This is a genomic window from Plesiomonas sp. (assembly GCF_051650925.1).
Classification (GTDB): Bacteria; Pseudomonadota; Gammaproteobacteria; order Enterobacterales; family CAMTGL01; genus Plesiomonas.
Genome location: NZ_JBOFRH010000129.1, coordinates 1 through 17,218, shown reverse-complemented (window position 1 = coordinate 17,218; position 17,218 = coordinate 1). Strand labels below are relative to the sequence as shown.

Genomic DNA, 17,218 nt, shown 5'->3' with positions numbered 1-17,218 from the left:
GCTGACTCACGCTCCCCCGTACGCTCAAGATACGCGCGGATTGCAATCTCCGTTTTTCCCTGCATCGCGATGACTTCTGTCCGGCTCTCCCACAGCGGTTTACCCGTCTCCTGTGTGATGGTCAGCGCAAGCGCCTCCTGATGCTGGCGCAATAATTCGGTAAAACGCATCAGCACTGTGATCCTCTCTTGTAGTGTCAGCTCCATCCATGCCGGCAATGCCTGACGCGCCGCCCACAGTGCAGCCTCAATTTGAGCGGCACTGGCCGCTTTGCCTTGCCAGATAATGTGCGCTGTGGCTGGATTGAGGCTCTGCAAAGGCTCTCCCTCTCCGGCCAACCACTGGCCGTTAATCCATAACAGAGGCAGTTGCGCCCGTTTGGTGTAATCAGGGTCTGATATGTTGAATGCCGAGGGGCTAAAAAATGCAGAAATAGGCATGATGCCTCCTTAATGATGCTGCCAAGCCTAAAATCTACAACGGCAGAATGCGGATACGGTCGCCATCGCTGATCTCAAGCGCATGCGCAACGCTGGCGTTGATATGGGCTTCGTGCAGCTCTTCATCCACCGAAACCATCCCCAAACAGGCACGAAAATGACAAAAACGGGTTGAGGTAATCAGGTGTAAACTGCCGTGCGTGCTGTCTTCGATAATGCTCGATTTCATCCGACGGCTCTGGCGCACTGCACGGATCTCATTTTTGGCGCACTCAACGCTCGGGCCAGCATCAAAAATATCCACATAATTACGATGGTGAAACCCCTCTTCAAGCAGCAGTTGCAGTGCCGGCCGAGTCTGGGTATGCACTTGCCCAATCACTGCCTGTGCCTCGGCACTCAATAAGTTGATGTAGATAGGGTGGCGCGGCATCAGTTCGGCAATAAAACGTTTATTACCGGTACCGGTCAGACGATCTGCGGTTGAAAAATCGATATCAAAAAAATGGGTACGCAGCCACTGAAAAAAGGGCGAGTGGCCGCTCTCATCTGAAACACCACGCATTTCGGCGATCACCGTATCGGCAAAACAGTCAGCGAATTCAGCAATGAACAGTAAACGGCACTTAGAGAGCAGTTTCCCATACAAACCCTTACGGTATTCCGGCAATAAAAACAGGGTACACAGTTCGCTTGAACCGGTGTAATCATTGCTCAAAGTCAGGGTTTCAACGGTTTTATAGACGTTAATCTCTTTCGATACATGCACTGCCTTGGCACGGTGGTAACTGTAAAAGGGGTGCTCTAATCCCACACAAGATTCAATGGCCGTTGTACCGATAATCTGCCCAGTATCAGACTCTTGGGCAACAAACAAAAAATCATAATCACCGGGGGATGTCGGCTCGGCAGCAAACGAGCGTTCGGCATGGGTAATTCGGGCCGACAGCCGTGTTTCATCGGCCGGCAACGAGGTAAAACCAAACCCAGAGGCTTGAGCACAATGCATCAGTGCAGCCAAATCGTCTGAACAAACAGGGCGGATAATCAGCATAAATGCTCCTTACTCCTGCACGGTTACGGGGCACACTATTTACGGAGCACCTGCGTATGCCATTAATCGGTACGGTGGGTCACTTTTAAGAAAGCTGCCCGCAAACGTGCCATTCCTAGCGCAATATCCTGCTCATCAATCAGCAATGAAGGCGCAAAACGCAGTACATCGGGGCCTGCCATCAACAGCATCACCCCCTCTTCTGCCGCAGCATTAAGGAAGGTTTTTGCCTGCCCTGCATACTCAGCATTGAGCTCTGCGCCGATCAGTAACCCCAATCCGCGGATATCGGAAAACAGCGCACACTGCTGGTTTATCTGTGCTAAGTGCTGTCGGAACAGCCCCGCACGAGTTTGCACGCCAGCCAACACTTCAGGCGTGTTAACGATACCGAGCACGGTATCGGCCACGGCGCAGGCCAGCGGGTTGCCGCCATAAGTTGAACCGTGTGTACCTACACTCAAACTGCCGGCAAATTCGCTGGTCGTCAGCATTGCACCGATCGGAAAACCGCCCCCCAGAGCTTTAGCGGTAGTTAAGATATCGGGGATAACGTCATAGTGCATGTAGGCATACAGGTGACCACTTCGGCCAACCCCAGTTTGTACTTCATCAAAAATAAGCAGGGCTTCATGCTGATCACACAAGGCGCGCAACCCCTGTAAAAATTCCGGTTCTGCCGGAATAATGCCCCCTTCCCCCTGCACGGGTTCAACAATTACTGCACAAGTTTGACTGCTCATCACCGCACGCACGGCGGCCAAATCATTAAAAGGAACATGCACGATATCGGCCGGTTTTGGGCCAAATCCGTCAGAGTATTTATGCTGCCCACCGGCTGAAACGGTAAAGAAAGTGCGGCCATGAAAGGCACGATGAAAGGCGATAATCTGGGTTTTATACGGGGAGTGATGGTCAACGGCATAACGACGGGCCAGCTTCAGTGCCGCTTCGTTAGCCTCAGCGCCGGAGTTAGCAAAGAAGACTTTGCCAGCAAAGGTGTTGGTGACTAGCCGTTGCGCCAAACGCAGAGCCGGTTCGTTGGTAAATACATTGCTTAAGTGCCAGAGAGTTTCCCCCTGACGTTGCAGGGTTTCTACTAATGCCGGATGGCAATGCCCGAGCGCGTTTACCGCAATTCCGCCGGTAAAATCAATGTACTCGCGCCCCTGCTGATCCCACACCCGCGAACCTTTGCCGCGTACCGGAATAAAGGCCGCAGGAGCATAGTTGGGCACCATCACCTGATCAAAGCACTGGCGACGCACCGGTAAAGGCGATGCGGCAAAAGAGGTAAACGGAACAGAAGCCGGCTCTGGCTGATTCTGTTCATGCATATCATGTTCATGCATAGCGTGATCTCCGCAAAACCGACTGATGCTGCCTTGCATCAGTTGTTAACAATAAGTTAACACGAGTTTTCCGGTTTTGTACATGCGGCAAAAAATCGCCCTGTGCGGGAAAGTTGCTGCTTTTTTACGCACGGTGGGATCATAAAAAAGCAGTCAGTATTGATTGCCGCTTCTGATAGCGGCCTGTGCACGCATATCATATTGCGCATTTATGCAGAGAAGCCACAGACGTGCGGTAGCACAATGGAAAAATAAATTATCCGGCAATAAAATTTGCCAGCAGCGCATGCCCCTGTTCACTGAGAATACTTTCCGGATGGAACTGCACGCCGTGCAGCGGCAATGTACGGTGACGAATGCCCATGATCTCATCAAACTGGCCTTCACGCTCACTCCATGCGGTGATCTCAAACTCAGCAGGTAAGCTGGTATGATCAACCACCAGCGAATGGTAACGGGTCACTTTCAGCGGGTTATTCAGCCCCTCAAACACTCCCTGACCGGTATGCCTGATTGCCGAAACTTTACCGTGCATCACCTGTCTGGCTCTGACCACATCGGCACCAAATGCCTGCGCCATCGCCTGATGCCCTAAACAGACACCTAAAATCGGTAAACGATCGGCAAAATGACGGATTGCAGCCAGTGAAATACCGGCCTCATTTGGTGTACAGGGGCCGGGAGATATCACCAGATGACGCGGGGCAAGCTGCTCAATATCCGCCAATGTCAGGCTATCATTACGCCGCACGCACACCTCAACCCCCAGCTCACAAAAATACTGGTACAAGTTGTAGGTAAAAGAGTCGTAATTATCGATAAGCAGCAGCATAAAAAACTCGGGGCAATATGACCATAACCGCTATACAGTTTGGGGCTGAAAGCGATAAAAGATGTGCTGGGTTATACCCAGATCAAGCCGGAATATCAAGACGCGCTAGCTGAGGGCGTGTTCGTTTGCCGGTAAAATAAAAACCGCCCAATCTAAACCTCCCCTATTGTATCAGGCAAGTTTACACCGAGCGGTTCTTTACAGCACACAGCCAGATATCATCCAGCAACCGAGGCTGGATAACGCCTTAGCAAGGATGCTTATTTAGCGATTTTCTCACCAGCCAGTTGACGCATGGCGTTATCCATAGCGGTAACTAGCAGCATTTGCGGATCTTTTGCGCAGAATGCGTTCAGGTTGGCAATCACTTTACCGTCAACGTCGGCTGATTTGTCAATCTTCAGGCCACGGGTTTCCACACTGGCGTTACCCATCATGGCAACCAGTTCAGCCACATCTTGACTGTTCTCTTTGGCCATCTCACCGGCATCAGCACAAGTCATGTACATTTCAGCCGGTAAACCTGCAGGTTCTGCAGCCCATACCGCTGGAGCTGCCGTCAACGCCAAAGCAAACAATGCAATCTTTTTCATTTTCTCATCCCGTTAAAGCAAATTAATCTGTATAAAAAAGTCAGGTAAGCCGCTAATTACTTAATGCGACCGATGATTGCACCACCGGCACCACCAACCACTGCACCTTTAATCGCGCCTTCAATACCGTTACCAGACAACAGACCAGCGGCTACGCCGACAGCAGCACCCACTTTTGCGCCTTTGCGTGAGTCACGGCCTTTTTTACCTTTATCAGTCAGCGCACCTGCTCCTGCACCTAACGCCGCGCCTTTGAGTACGCCGTTAATGCCGTTACCGGAAACTAAACCGACCGCTGCACCAACCATTGCCCCTTTGGTCATACGGTTAGCGGCAAAGGCCGCAGGTGCGGTCAGTAATGATGCTGATGTCAACAGAACGATCAGCAAACGCGGTACACGAACACCTAATTTGGCTACCATGCGCTTTTCTCCCACTTTGTAAGTGATATCTATTATGAGCAGTAGTGCACTGCTTAACTGCCGCACACAATACAAGGTGTGTAAGCGTATGTTTTAACATTTCGTGGCATTTACCCGTTTTATCGCCCTATAAAAGAGAAAAATTATCTACGCAGATCACATTTCCATACAATTTTGTATGACCTAAAGTTACACTTTAGTGATCTGACGCACAAAGCTACGCAAACGTTTTACATAGACTGCGCGCTTTTATTTTCTCACTCCAAATACGGTAACTTGCGATGAGCACAATGAACCGAATCCGATTAACCTGGATTAGCTTCCTGTCATTTGGCCTGACTGGCGCCCTGATTGTTGTCACAGGAATCGTCATGAACTCAGTGGCTGATTTCTTTGACATTCCACTGGCTGACATGGGTAACACCTTCACCTTTCTCAATACCGGTATTCTGGTCGCGATATTTTTGAATGCGTGGTTGGTCGATATTATCTCTCTCAAACGACAGTTAAGTTTTGGCTTTGTGCTGATGCTGTTAAGCGTGTTGGGGCTAATGTTCAGCCACGGGCTGGGATTATTCTCACTGTGTATGTTTGTGCTAGGTATCGTCAGCGGCATTACCATGTCAATTGGTACCTATTTAATCGCCCATCTGTATCATGGCCGCCAGCGTGGTTCTATGCTGTTGATTACTGACTCTTTTTTCAGTATGGCGGGTATGATTTTTCCGGTCGCGGCAGGCTATATTCTGGCAACCCACTGTGCGTGGTATTGGGTATATGCGCTGATTGCGGTGATTTATTTGGCGATTTTCATTCTGACGCTGACCTCTGAGTTTCCGCCACTGCATCTGGAAAAAAAGCAAAACAACCAACCTGCACCAAAAGAGCGCTGGGGAACTGGTGTGTATTTAATTGCCTGTGCTGCGCTGTGCTACATCCTCGGACAGATGATTTTTATCTCTTGGCTGCCTGATTATGTCGAAAACAGTTTTGCGATGAGCGTTGAAAAAGCCGGGACGCTGGTCGGCAGTTTCTGGATGGCTTACATGATTGGTATGTGGATTTTCAGTCTGTTAGTGCGGGCTTTTGAGCTGTATCGTCTGGTGTTGGTGCTGACCATACTGGCCGCTGCTGCCATGTATGCCTTTATCGGCGATACCCATGCCCAGTATCTGCATGTCTCCATTATTGCACTGGGTTTTGTTTCCAGTGCTATTTATACCTCATTGATTACACTGGGATCACAGCAAACCAAAACCGCATCGCCGCGTCTGGTTAACTTTATTCTGACCTGTGGTACAGTCGGCACTATGCTCACTTTCGTGATCAGCAGCCCGATTATTCACCAGTTCGGTACCAAAACTGCGCTTTGGGTAGCCAACGGCCTCTATTTTGCCGTCTTTGTGTTTACCTTGTTGCTTGGTGCATTTACCCAACACCGTGCACACGGGCATGTCTAATTCAGTGCGCTAATGAATTGAAAAACCACTAAAATAGCGTGAAGATTGACTCGATAATTGGTGCGATATCACCAGAATACCATGGTATAACGCACCAATTACCGATAAACAAAGCACTGATACAGTCAACACTGAGATAGTAAACACCGATACAGCAAACACCGAGAACTCCGTCAGGGATAAACCGTTAGCCCTTATCATGCAAGGTCAAATCACGGATATCCGTGCTCACCCCATTTTTCATTACCGACTGAATACCGTGCTGAGCTGAGGCTTCTGAGGCGTACATCTGACTCTGGCCAATAATCTGATGATTACGGGCTTTGAGCACAAAATAGGGCTTATTTGAGCTCGAATGCTTTAACTCAAAATGAGCTACATCCGGTGCATTTTTTTGTACCGATTCAATGCCATTCAGAGCAGCTGCTTTTGATGTGTAGCGCTCACTGCTTAGAATAATTTCCCCGTTACTGGCCTTTAAATTAAACACGAACTGCCCGTCAGAGGCTTTTTTCAGTTCAAAATGCCCGATCATGCTCCAACCTCATTCTCATTTCTGTTTCATCTGCCACTGTGGATACACAGCCCCGATAACCCATTTTGCTCAGATAGCACGGTATATTCGCCCGCACAGCCACAACAGGTTCTACTAATAAAAGTAGTTCGTGAAATGCCAGTCTGTAGAATTTATTTTCAGCCGTAACCTGTGCTCATCTGCGTATTAACGAATACGCTGCAACACTCGGCCAGAAAGCGAAGCATCAATTTGCCATTGATAATCAAAATGCTGCATCACACTCGGATTTCCCTGCGCTGAAAGGCTGATCGCGTGCAGGCGGTTACCGGCCTGATGCAAATCAGCAAGCTGCTTGATAAGCGGGTCAGACAAGCGATTGGTGATAAAATCAGACAGAACAATCAGATCGGCATTGTGGTATGCCGACTCTTTTTGCAACAGCAGTGCTCGCTCAATGCAGGCATTTAAATCCGTTCCACCCAAAAATCGGTACGATAAAAAGGCTTTGGCATGGCTCATGCCCTGTGCGCCGTTTAGCTCAAAACAGACCACATCAGTGGAAAAAATCAACACATAGCAATTGCGCCCCTGCGCAATTGCTTGCTGCATCAGCGCCAGACACATCCCTTTTGCGCAGCGCTCCGGATAACCGGCCATTGAACCGGAGGTATCCACACAAATAATAAACGGGCCACCGCGCTCAAGCCCCGCGGGTTGCCGCTGTTGCTGGGCAGTGCGATGCTGTGGCTGGATCACCTGATCACTGCCATCGAGCTGATAACTAAGCAACTGCCCCTCGGCTAACTGTTTGTAGAACAAAAACTCAAGCTCATCCACCGACAGCATAATCGCCGAGCTGGTGAGCAAGCGCTCCAGATCACGGCCAAAACGAATCCCTGCAACCTCCTCCGGTTGTGGCACTTTCTGGGCGGCCCGTTGTGGTGCAGTTCGCTGGCGTTGCTGGGCGGCTATCGCCTCTGCCGCTTTACGGCCAAGTTCAGCGGCAATGGTTTTCAATGCTGACTGTCGGCTCAGCCACTGGGCCAGCGCTGCCAGCTCGGTCATCTCTCGGCGGCTGAGTGTGGCATCTGCCATATCCCAGAGGCGACCTGACTGCTCGCTATCTCCTGCAGGCACGAGCTGCGTAAGTTGCTCGGTACTCTGCATGCGCTGATACAGCGCTTCTAACTGCACCGCACGAGCCTTATCCAGCCAGACAATCTGTTCGGCCAACACATCCTGATCAAGATAACGCTCCCAGCGCACCATAAACTCGCTGCGTAGTTCAGTTAACTCCTTCTCGGAACGGTGTGATTTATAGGCAGTAATCAGCGGTTTTATCGCACTTTCAAGCGGAGCAACACCTTTGATTTGCAGCCGTAAGGCTTCAAGATGGGTCAGAAACTCGCCCATCTCCATCGTCTCATAGCTGTGAAATAGCCCGAGCGTATGAATGGCTGCCTGTGATAGATTCTGGTGCAAAATCACCACGCTCATCCGAGCTTTCCAGCGATCAGCCTCGCGCTGTAACAGCCCTTTCAGCCACGGCTGGCGCGTGGTGTGCTCCTGCAACTGGGGCGATTGCAGCAACTGTTTTCCGGCTTGTTCCACCACCCGCTCGACATGTTTTAGTGCGGCATCGAGCAGGGCCGGATCACGCACCGGCATGGTGTTTGATCCGCTGGTAGGTCGCTTCTATCCCTTGAATGCCATTTTTCACCTGATCCAGATCGCACAGTAGCTGATCTAAGCTGCGTTGGATCTGGTCAATAAATAGCTGATCGGCAAAGTGGTGTGGCACGGTTTTCAGGAACTGATCACGCTGCACCTGCAGGCGTTGCATGAGTGTTTGCTGTTGTTGCTCAAGGGAAGTTAGCGCAGTTTGCCACTGTTGTTCTGTCTGCGCACTGACTGGCCAGATACCGGAGATCCCAAGCGGGACATCGTGGTTAGCATTGTCGCGCACAACCAGTTGCATCTGGCTATCAAGCGCAAAGCTGACATGCTGCGAACTGGTCTGGGTATTAATAAACACCGGTACTGTGCCCAACCCTTTAGCCAACAGCTTTTGCAGCTCGGTTGGATCAAGCAACAGTTGATAAGCCGGCTCTGGGTTGGCACGGGTTAAGACCGGATCGGCCACCAACGGGATCAGGCGAATCAACCCCTTGTGTGCCATATGGCGAAACTCAGCAGCCTGACTCAGATCCAACTGATAGCGCTCACCACGCAAGCCATTGCTTTTTATCAATAAAGGCCGCACGGCTGCCATGCGAGTTGCCAGTTGATGCACAATCTGATCATGCAGATGGGCGATTTGCTCGCGAAACTCATGCTGATCGTAGGCCATGTTTTCCGCATAATCACTGATCAAGGTACGAACAAATTCACGGGTTGGCAGATCACGCCACAAGCAGTTAACCAAAATCAGCAGATCAGTCGGGGTGATCTGCGCACGGCCGTTAAAAAACGCACACGCCCGCAGCAGATGAATGGATTTTTTCCAGCGCCGATCTGAGATATACAGATCGATCTCTGGGTCTTGTTGCTGCTTCTCTTCCAGCTGAGTTTTAATGTAGTAGATTTTTTCAAAGCAGCTGTCGGGCAGATCCACCAGCGGGATCTGCTGCTGCCATGCCAAATACTCTTGCTCTGAAATTTTCAGATCAGCCGGTACCGGATCACGATAGACATCATCAGCCGCCACCACCATAGAGCGAAAATTATCTTTCTGCTCCACTTTGCCCACATACACCCGCAGCAGCATGCGATCATAAAACGGATCAAGCCCGCCATGCGGATCGGGCAACTCATTTGAGGCTGTGATCAGTAAACGCATCGGCAGTTTGAGCATCTGTGTGCCGTTACGAAACAGCTTTTCGTTTAGCACGGTCAACAGCGTATTTAAAATAGCGGGGCTGGCTTTCCAGATCTCATCCAAAAAAACAATGTGGGCAGCCGGAAGATAGCCTTCGGTCAAACGCACATATAAGCCCTGCTCTTTGAGCGCCAAAATAGAGAGTGGGCCAAACACCTCTTCCGGTGTCGAAAAGCGGGTCATCAGATATTCAAACGTACTCGCTTCATTAAACGCGTACATTAAACGCTTTGCGATCAGGCTTTTACCAATACCTGGGGGCCCGAGTAAAAAAACACTCTCGCCGGATAACGCCGCCAATAAGCTGAGTTTAAACGCATTTTGGCGTTCGTATACGCCTTCGCACAAATGATGATTCAGGCGGCTGACGCGGCTATTCAACCGTTCGCCTTGTTGTAAAGAGAACATTAAGCGCACTTCCTCTGAGCATCTGCCGTATCCGGTACAACCGCATAAAATTGGTAGTACCTACGGAAGAATCCATCTATTACAACGTGCAGCAGCAGAATATTTAGGGGATAACCTGACTCACAACACAATACAACGTCGCGCATCAACTTACTTGGCACGGTAAGGCAATGTCAATTGTTCAGAGCACCAAGCTTTGATACAAATTGTCACACCCACTCACAATACAACACAATCACCAAAACTGATTAACATTATTCTTGAAGATCACCATACAAGAAAAAACCGAGCCGGTACTGCGCTGTCTGGCGCAAGTACCGTACTCGGTTAATCAGATGTGATCAATTGGCGGAAAAAACAACATCAACGGGAAAATGTGACTTTTTCTGCCTCAGGAAGGTAAATATGGGTCTGTGCCGGTTGAGTTGTTGCGATCACCTTACCATCACGCACCGAATAACGAACCGGCACTTGGCGGCGCAACGCATCAAAACCATTTTCGGCCGGAAGAATAAGCACGCTGCCGCGTTTACCCACGTCAAGACCATAATCCTGCAGATTCAAGGTTCGTGCACTGTAGTCAGAGATCAGTTTCAAACCATCATTAAGCTGACCATAGCCCATCAACTGACACACGTGCATGCCCATATGCAGCACCTGCAACATATTAGCGGTACCGAGTGGATACCAAGGGTCAAACACATCATCATGCCCGAAACAGACATTAATGCCCGACTCGAGCATCTCTTTCACGCGTGTAACACCACGGCGCTTAGGGTAAGTATCAAATCGCCCTTGTAAGTGAATATTCACCAGCGGATTGGCAACAAAGTTGATGCCTGAAATGCGCAGCAACCGGAACAACCGTGAAGCGTACGCGCCATTGTACGAGTGCATCGCTGTCGTGTGGCTGGCGGTTACTCGCTCGCCCATCCCCTCGCGGTGTGCCAGTGCAGCCAGCGTCTCAACAAAGCGTGACTGTTCATCATCAATTTCATCACAGTGCACATCCACCAAGCGGTCATACTTAGTGGCCAACGCCATCATTTTATGCAGAGATTCAACGCCATACTCACGGGTAAATTCAAAGTGCGGAATCGCCCCGACCACATCAGCACCCAGACGCAGCGCCTCTTCCAGCAGAGCCTCACCGTTCGGATAAGAGAGGATCCCCTCTTGTGGGAAGGCAACAATTTGCAAGTCAACCCAGTCGGCCACTTCCTGCTTCACTTCCAGCATCGCTTTCAGTGCAGTCAACTGCTGATCAGACACATCCACATGGGTACGCACATGCTGAATACCGTTGGCTATCTGCCATTTCAGTGTCTGCCATGCACGCTGCTTGACGTCCTCATGTGTCAAAAAGGCTTTACGCTCTGCCCAGCACTCAATGCCTTCAAACAGTGTGCCTGAGTCATTCCAACGTGGAACACCGGCGGTTTGAGTGGTATCCAGATGAATATGGGGTTCGATAAATGGCGCACAAGCTAATCCGCCTTCAGCATCCAGTACCTCTGCCCCCTCAGGGATTGGCACTGCCTGTTCCATCGGCACAATATGCTGAAATTTTTGCTGATGAATTACCAACTGCCACAAGCCTTCGCGGTCAGTGAGACGTGCATTCTGAATGAACATGGTGAGCCTCAAATTAGGGTGTTCTGTTTTTTTACAGCGAAGAGTCGCCTATCACAAGTAGATACGGTGGCCGTCTGGCTTATTGCTGATACCACCTGCCACCGTTTGTAGAGAGTAAACCGATTATTTCGGTATCCTATTATCTGACCACCGCCTGATTTTAGCTTGCGTACCCTCGCTATGACACACCGTATTGCGCACGCAGTTGGCGGTTAACTAACGGGTTCAGTACTAAGTAGCTCAGTGCGCCGCCCAATACCGCGTTAACCGGAACAATACCCGGCAACAGATGACCAGCCGCAACACCGAGTGCAACCGCTGCAATCGCCGCCCAGTTCACCTGCAAGAAATGCGCGGTAGCAAAATCCTGATAGTGCTTACGGCGCAGCAGGTAGTCAGTAATAATTACGCCGCCAATCGGTGGAATAGCGGCCGATAAAAATGTCAGCCAGCCAACAAAGTTGTTATACAACCAGAGGGCGCACAATGTACCAATCAGCCCGTTTGCGATGGCCAGCTTTTTACTCGACCAACCGGTAATATTGGCAAAACCTAAGCCCGAGGCATACAGGGCGTTGTCATTCGTGGTCCAAATATTAAGCCCCAGTACAATAATGGCCGGGATCAGTAAGCCCTGTGCCAACATCACATCAGAGATATCCGCTTTACCCAGCACAGCAGCGCCTGCCGCACCAAATACAAACATCAGGGTGTTGCCGATGAAAAAGGCAATCATGGTGATCCAAACAGCCGATTTTGCGCTACGCCCGAAACGGACAAAATCAGCCGTTAAACTTCCTGCGCTGATAAATGAACCTACCACCAAAGCCAGTGCGGTGGAAAATGAGAGCGGCTGAGTCGGAACAATGGCCTGTACTGCCGTCAACCCACCTGCACCACTCACTGCCAGCCACACCGAGTAACTGCCCAAAATAGCAATCGCAGGTACGGCGATAACCGACAAGATCATCAGTGCTGAAATACCAAACATCACGGTAGCGGTCATCAGCAGGCCGGAGAACACAATCAGTAAATTCACATCCCATCCGGTCGCTTTGCCGACCGGAATAGCGAACATTGCCACGCCAACACCGAACCAGCCAACCTGTGTACCGCCGAGCAGTGCCGAAGGTAGCCATGAACCTTTAATGCCAAATGAGTAACGCGCGAGAAGGTGGGTCGAAAGGCCGGTGTCTGCACCGATGTAGCCAAGAAAGGAGGTATAAATGCCGAGAAGAAGATTACCGATGAGTACTGCGAGGAAAAAATCGTTGAAAGCCAATCCGGTGCCGAGTGTGCCGCCCGTCCACATACTGGCAGAAAAAAAGGTCAGCCCCAACATAACGAATGTTAATGACATGACCCCTTTACGCGCCGACTGAGGGACGACCCCCAGACTGTAATTGTTATCGCTTGCCATTACCCCTCCCGCATCATCCGGCCAAAAAAATCTGCCGCATATTATAGCGTTAAGAATAAAATGCAAACGTTTTCGTCTGCTTTCTACATCAGACAAATAGCAGTAAAAACCAGACAATAATGCTAACTCAGTGTATTACATAAAAAAACCACCGCAGCAGGTAAGCATGACGGTGGTTTTTAAATATTGAGGCAGCTAAACGGCAGTATTGATCAACACAGCCCGTCAATTTGCTTAGAATACGAGCAACCAGCCCTGATTTTATCCATTCTGATTGTTACTCGTACTCATTTTACTTGCGTTTATTTTGGGCGAGCGACAAATCCGACCGCTTGGTAAACGCTGCTAAGTGTTGCCTGTGCACGCGCTGAGGCTTTTTCCGCACCTTCACGCATCACCTGCTCAAGGTAGGCTTCATCAGCACGGAATGTTGCAAAACGCTGTTGCAGCTCCGTCAGCATACCGGAAACTGCATCAGCCACTGCGCCTTTCAGATGGCCGTACATTTTCCCTTCAAACTCAGCTTCTAACTCGCTAATACTCTTGCCGGTGACACCAGACAGAATATCCAGCAAATTCGAGACACCCGGTTTTTCGGCCACATCATAACGCACCACCGGCGGTTCGGCCGAGTCGGTCATCGCGCGCTTAATTTTTTTAGTGACTGATTTTGGATCTTCAAGCAAACCAATCACGTTATTGCGGTTGTCATCGGATTTCGACATTTTCTTGGTCGGCTCAAGCAAAGACATCACACGCGCGCCAACTTTCGGAATAAATGGCTCCGGAATACGGAAAATATCACCGTACAGAGTGTTAAAGCGGTGTGCGATATCACGCGTCAGTTCAAGATGCTGCTTTTGATCTTCCCCTACTGGCACTTGTGCGGTCTGATACAACAAAATATCGGCCGCCATCAGCGCAGGGTAATCAAATAATCCGGCGGTAATATTTTCCGCATAGCGTGATGATTTATCTTTAAATTGGGTCATGCGGCTAAGCTCGCCAAAATAGGCATAGCAGTTCAATACCCAACCAAGCTGGGTATGTTCCGGCACATGTGACTGCACAAAAATAGTGCTTTTCGCCGGATCAATACCACAGGCCAGATATAACGCCAACGTATCAAGCGTTGCTTTACGCAGTGTTGTCGGATCTTGGCGCACAGTAATGGCATGCAAATCAACGATGCAAAATAGGCAGTCATACTCATCTTGCATCTTTACCCACTGGCGCAAAGCTCCCATGTAGTTACCAATGCTCAGTTCACCAGACGGCTGTACTCCGCTAAAGACAACCGGTTTTTTGCTTACAGTGGGTTCACTCATCACAACGTTTCCTAAAAATGTAGATAATCACTTGGTATTCTGTGCAAGACCTACGTAATCGCATAAACGCATGTATATGTCTCTTGCACAGCAAAGATCACCAGAAGTGATCAACACCAGTCGTCAAAAACTAATACTCACAAAGCCAATCCCATCACCTACAGCACCGCCACTAGCAATCAGCGCGCAATACCCAGCGCCCCCAATAGGCCAGCGAAGTTATCCAAGATCAGATCAGGTTCACTGTGTGCAATCGGTTCATCATAGTTATAGCCATATGTCAGCCCGACACTCGGACAGCCGGCAGCTTTGGCCGCTTTAATGTCGTTTTCTGAATCACCAACCACCAGCAGTTCATGCGGGCGCAGGCCTAGTGTACCCAATACCAGATACAGCCCTGCGGGGTGCGGTTTGCGTACCGCAACATCATCGCCACCAATTGTAGGGGAAAAATAGAGATCCAGATTCAACGCTTGAAGCAGTGGTGCAACAAAAGCAGTGGGCTTATTGGTCACAATCGCCAACGGCAACCCCTGCTCTTTAAGGCTAAACAGCGTATCCATTACGCCGGGATAAGTGCGGCTACTCACACATAGGTGAGTAGCGTAGTGCTGATCAAAACGAGCTCGAGCTTCCCGCACTTTTACTATATCAGGCACAAAACCCTCTTGTGCCCATGTCAGTGCGCGCTTGACTAACGAATCTGCACCGTTTCCCACCCATTCACGGACACGTGCTTCACCGGCAGTCGGATACTGTAAATCCTGTAGCATTAAATCTATCGCCAGCGCCAGATCAGGCACGCTATCAACCAGCGTCCCATCAAGATCAAACGCAATACCGCGAATGCCGGTAAAATAACTCATCGTGCCAGCTCCGCGCGCATCTGTTCGATCACCGCGCGGTAATCTGGCTGATTAAAAATGGCCGATCCCGCGACAAACATATCGGCACCAGCATCAGCAATCTGGCGAATGTTGTCTACCGTTACACCGCCATCAATTTCCAACTGAATCTGACGGCCGCTTTGATCGATACGACGACGCGCTTCGCGCAGTTTATCCAGTGTTCCCGGAATAAATTTCTGCCCACCAAACCCTGGGTTAACTGACATCAGCAAAATGACATCCAGTTTATCCATGACATAATCAAGGTAGTGCAGTGGTGTTGCCGGATTAAAGACCAAACCGGCTTTACAGCCATGATCTTTAATCAGCTGTAAGGTTCGGTCGATATGTTCAGACGCTTCGGGGTGAAACGTAATAAAACTGGCGCCTGCTTTGGCAAAATCAGGAATAATCCGGTCAACCGGCTTAACCATCAGGTGCACATCAATCGGTGCGGTAATTCCGTAATCACGCAGTGCCTGACAAACCATCGGGCCCATCGTCAGATTAGGCACATAATGATTATCCATCACATCAAAATGCACCACATCAGCGCCTGCTGCAAGTACCTTAGCAACATCATCCCCTAAACGGGCAAAATCAGCTGATAAAATTGATGGCGCAATTACGTAATCCTTCATGATGTCACTCTCCAGCAAGATACAGGGAAACTCAGAGTCTGTTATTAACGGTCAACCGTTTAGGTAAACCATTCATAACCGAGGGTTATAAGATTGCTTATTATCGTGTTTATGTTTTATCACGTTGCACTTAGCGCTTATATTTAAGCTTTGCAGGCAAAAACAGTGCCAATAACTCATCGACTTTATTGCGCGAACCACCGTTCCGACTAATGGTTCGTTTAACCTGTACCACATTCAGCTTCGCCCCTTGATATAAACGGCGGGTTAGCGCGGTATCATGGTTAGATATCAATACCGGAATGCGGTGAATAGCCGCAGCACGATCGGCCAGTTCAGCCAATGTTGCCTGATCGTCCAATGAAAACCCGTTACTGTGGTAAGTGGTAAAATTGGCGGTAGTAGAGAGCGGTGCATACGGCGGATCACAATACACCACGCAGGTCGGGGTGATTCTGGCTAAGGTTTCGGTATAGCTTTCACAAACAAAGGTGGCGCGTTTTGCTTTTTCGGCAAAGTAGCGCAACTCATCTTCCGGAAAATAGGGTTTTTTGTAGGAACCAAAAGGCACATTGAACCCCCCTTTCAGGTTATAACGGCATAAACCATTAAACCCGTGGCGATTCATGTACAAAAAAATCACCGCGCGGCGATAAGGATCAACGGTGCGATTAAACTCTTCACGTAACGCGTAGTAGGCCAGCGCATTATTGTACTCAGGCGTAAACAGCACCCGCGCATCAATAATAAAACGCTCCACATCCTGTTTAACCAGATTGTAGAGATTAATCAGATCGCTATTAATATCGGCCAGCAAATACTCGTCAAAATCAGTATTCAAAAAAACAGACCCAGCCCCTACAAAAGGCTCGATCAGTCTCTGTCCTGACGGCAAGTGGCGGCGGATCTCGTCAACCAGGCTGTATTTTCCACCGGCCCATTTGAGGAAAGCGCGATACTTCTTCATGCTGTTTTTTGCCACTTATAGTCTGCGTTAAAGCGGCGCATTGTACTCGGATTACCGCGCCGCTTCAGTGTCTTATTGCGCTAGTTTCAATTCAGCTTGAACCAAGCGGTATGATTTTACCCACGGTTGCTCTTTTTTAAGCACTGCTGGTAGGGCCGCAATGGCCTTTTTTGCTGCACTTACACTGGCATAGTTGCCACTGATAATCACGTACCACGGCTTATTATTACGGCGGGTTTCGTAGACAGTTAGCGTAGACGCTCGGCCACTTTTTTCCACCAATTTCCAAGCCTCACTAAATGAGTGTGAACCTGATAACTGTACCGTGTAATGCTTCGGTGATATTTTTTCAATCTCGGTTTTATCCGACATGCTACCAGAGGC

General features: G+C 49.6%; 17 protein-coding genes. 1 reads left to right on the top strand and 16 read right to left on the bottom strand.

What is annotated here, in order from left to right:
* The 6 genes from ACRC27_RS02910 to ACRC27_RS02885 all read right to left on the bottom strand — a co-directional run.
* Window positions 1-440: aldehyde dehydrogenase family protein (locus ACRC27_RS02910; protein ID WP_438639154.1), on the bottom strand; the 440-nt coding region annotated here is incomplete at its 3' end.
* A 34-nt stretch (window positions 441-474) separates the two neighbouring features.
* A complete protein-coding gene (gene astA, locus ACRC27_RS02905) occupies window positions 475-1,494 on the bottom strand; it encodes an arginine N-succinyltransferase (protein WP_438639153.1) in 1,020 nt (339 codons plus the stop codon).
* Between the two features lie 62 nt (window positions 1,495-1,556).
* Complete coding sequence (locus tag ACRC27_RS02900; protein ID WP_438622913.1) at window positions 1,557-2,831, bottom strand: aspartate aminotransferase family protein; 1,275 nt, start codon at window positions 2,829-2,831, stop codon at window positions 1,557-1,559.
* A 271-nt stretch (window positions 2,832-3,102) separates the two neighbouring features.
* On the bottom strand, window positions 3,103-3,678 hold the full coding sequence (locus tag ACRC27_RS02895; protein ID WP_438631257.1) for an aminodeoxychorismate synthase component II: 576 nt from the start codon (window positions 3,676-3,678) through the stop codon (window positions 3,103-3,105).
* 260 nt (window positions 3,679-3,938) lie between these two features.
* Window positions 3,939-4,271, bottom strand: coding sequence for a YmgD family protein (locus ACRC27_RS02890; protein ID WP_438622891.1), 333 nt, complete (start codon window positions 4,269-4,271; stop codon window positions 3,939-3,941).
* 56 nt (window positions 4,272-4,327) lie between these two features.
* Entirely contained in the window at window positions 4,328-4,693 is a 366-nt protein-coding gene (locus ACRC27_RS02885; protein ID WP_438622890.1) for a glycine zipper family protein, read from the bottom strand.
* A gap of 281 nt (window positions 4,694-4,974) precedes the next feature.
* On the opposite strand from ACRC27_RS02885, the gene tsgA reads away from it, so the two are divergent.
* Complete coding sequence (gene tsgA, locus ACRC27_RS02880; protein ID WP_438622889.1) at window positions 4,975-6,153, top strand: MFS transporter TsgA; 1,179 nt, start codon at window positions 4,975-4,977, stop codon at window positions 6,151-6,153.
* A gap of 187 nt (window positions 6,154-6,340) precedes the next feature.
* Here tsgA and ACRC27_RS02875 read toward each other — a convergent pair whose 3' ends face one another.
* From ACRC27_RS02875 to ACRC27_RS02830, 10 genes are all read right to left on the bottom strand, one after another.
* Entirely contained in the window at window positions 6,341-6,688 is a 348-nt protein-coding gene (locus ACRC27_RS02875) for a YegP family protein (protein ID WP_438622888.1), read from the bottom strand.
* Between the two features lie 186 nt (window positions 6,689-6,874).
* Window positions 6,875-8,338, bottom strand: coding sequence for a VWA domain-containing protein (locus tag ACRC27_RS02870; RefSeq protein ID WP_438629035.1), 1,464 nt, complete (start codon window positions 8,336-8,338; stop codon window positions 6,875-6,877).
* The gene (locus ACRC27_RS02865; RefSeq protein WP_438622886.1) at window positions 8,325-9,956 is read right to left on the bottom strand and encodes an AAA family ATPase; all 1,632 of its coding nucleotides are present in this window, start codon (window positions 9,954-9,956) and stop codon (window positions 8,325-8,327) included. Before ACRC27_RS02865 ends, ACRC27_RS02870 begins: the two co-directional genes overlap by 14 nt.
* A gap of 363 nt (window positions 9,957-10,319) precedes the next feature.
* Window positions 10,320-11,591, bottom strand: coding sequence for a cytosine deaminase (locus ACRC27_RS02860; RefSeq protein WP_438622885.1), 1,272 nt, complete (start codon window positions 11,589-11,591; stop codon window positions 10,320-10,322).
* Window positions 11,592-11,769: 178 nt separating this feature from the next.
* Complete coding sequence (gene codB, locus ACRC27_RS02855; protein ID WP_438622884.1) at window positions 11,770-13,011, bottom strand: cytosine permease; 1,242 nt, start codon at window positions 13,009-13,011, stop codon at window positions 11,770-11,772.
* Window positions 13,012-13,313: 302 nt separating this feature from the next.
* Window positions 13,314-14,339: a tryptophan--tRNA ligase gene (gene trpS / locus ACRC27_RS02850; RefSeq protein WP_438622883.1), complete on the bottom strand. Its 1,026-nt coding sequence runs from the start codon at window positions 14,337-14,339 to the stop codon at window positions 13,314-13,316.
* 179 nt (window positions 14,340-14,518) lie between these two features.
* Window positions 14,519-15,205, bottom strand: a complete 687-nt coding sequence (locus ACRC27_RS02845) for a phosphoglycolate phosphatase (RefSeq protein WP_438622882.1) — start codon at window positions 15,203-15,205, stop codon at window positions 14,519-14,521.
* Window positions 15,202-15,867, bottom strand: coding sequence for a ribulose-phosphate 3-epimerase (gene rpe, locus ACRC27_RS02840; protein WP_438622881.1), 666 nt, complete (start codon window positions 15,865-15,867; stop codon window positions 15,202-15,204). The genes ACRC27_RS02845 and rpe overlap by 4 nt, the downstream gene beginning before the upstream one ends.
* A 130-nt stretch (window positions 15,868-15,997) precedes the next feature.
* Complete coding sequence (dam, locus tag ACRC27_RS02835; protein WP_438622880.1) at window positions 15,998-16,834, bottom strand: adenine-specific DNA-methyltransferase; 837 nt, start codon at window positions 16,832-16,834, stop codon at window positions 15,998-16,000.
* Window positions 16,835-16,906: 72 nt separating this feature from the next.
* Window positions 16,907-17,218, bottom strand: a 312-nt coding sequence (locus ACRC27_RS02830) for an SPOR domain-containing protein (protein ID WP_438629033.1), incomplete at its 5' end; no start/stop codon positions are given.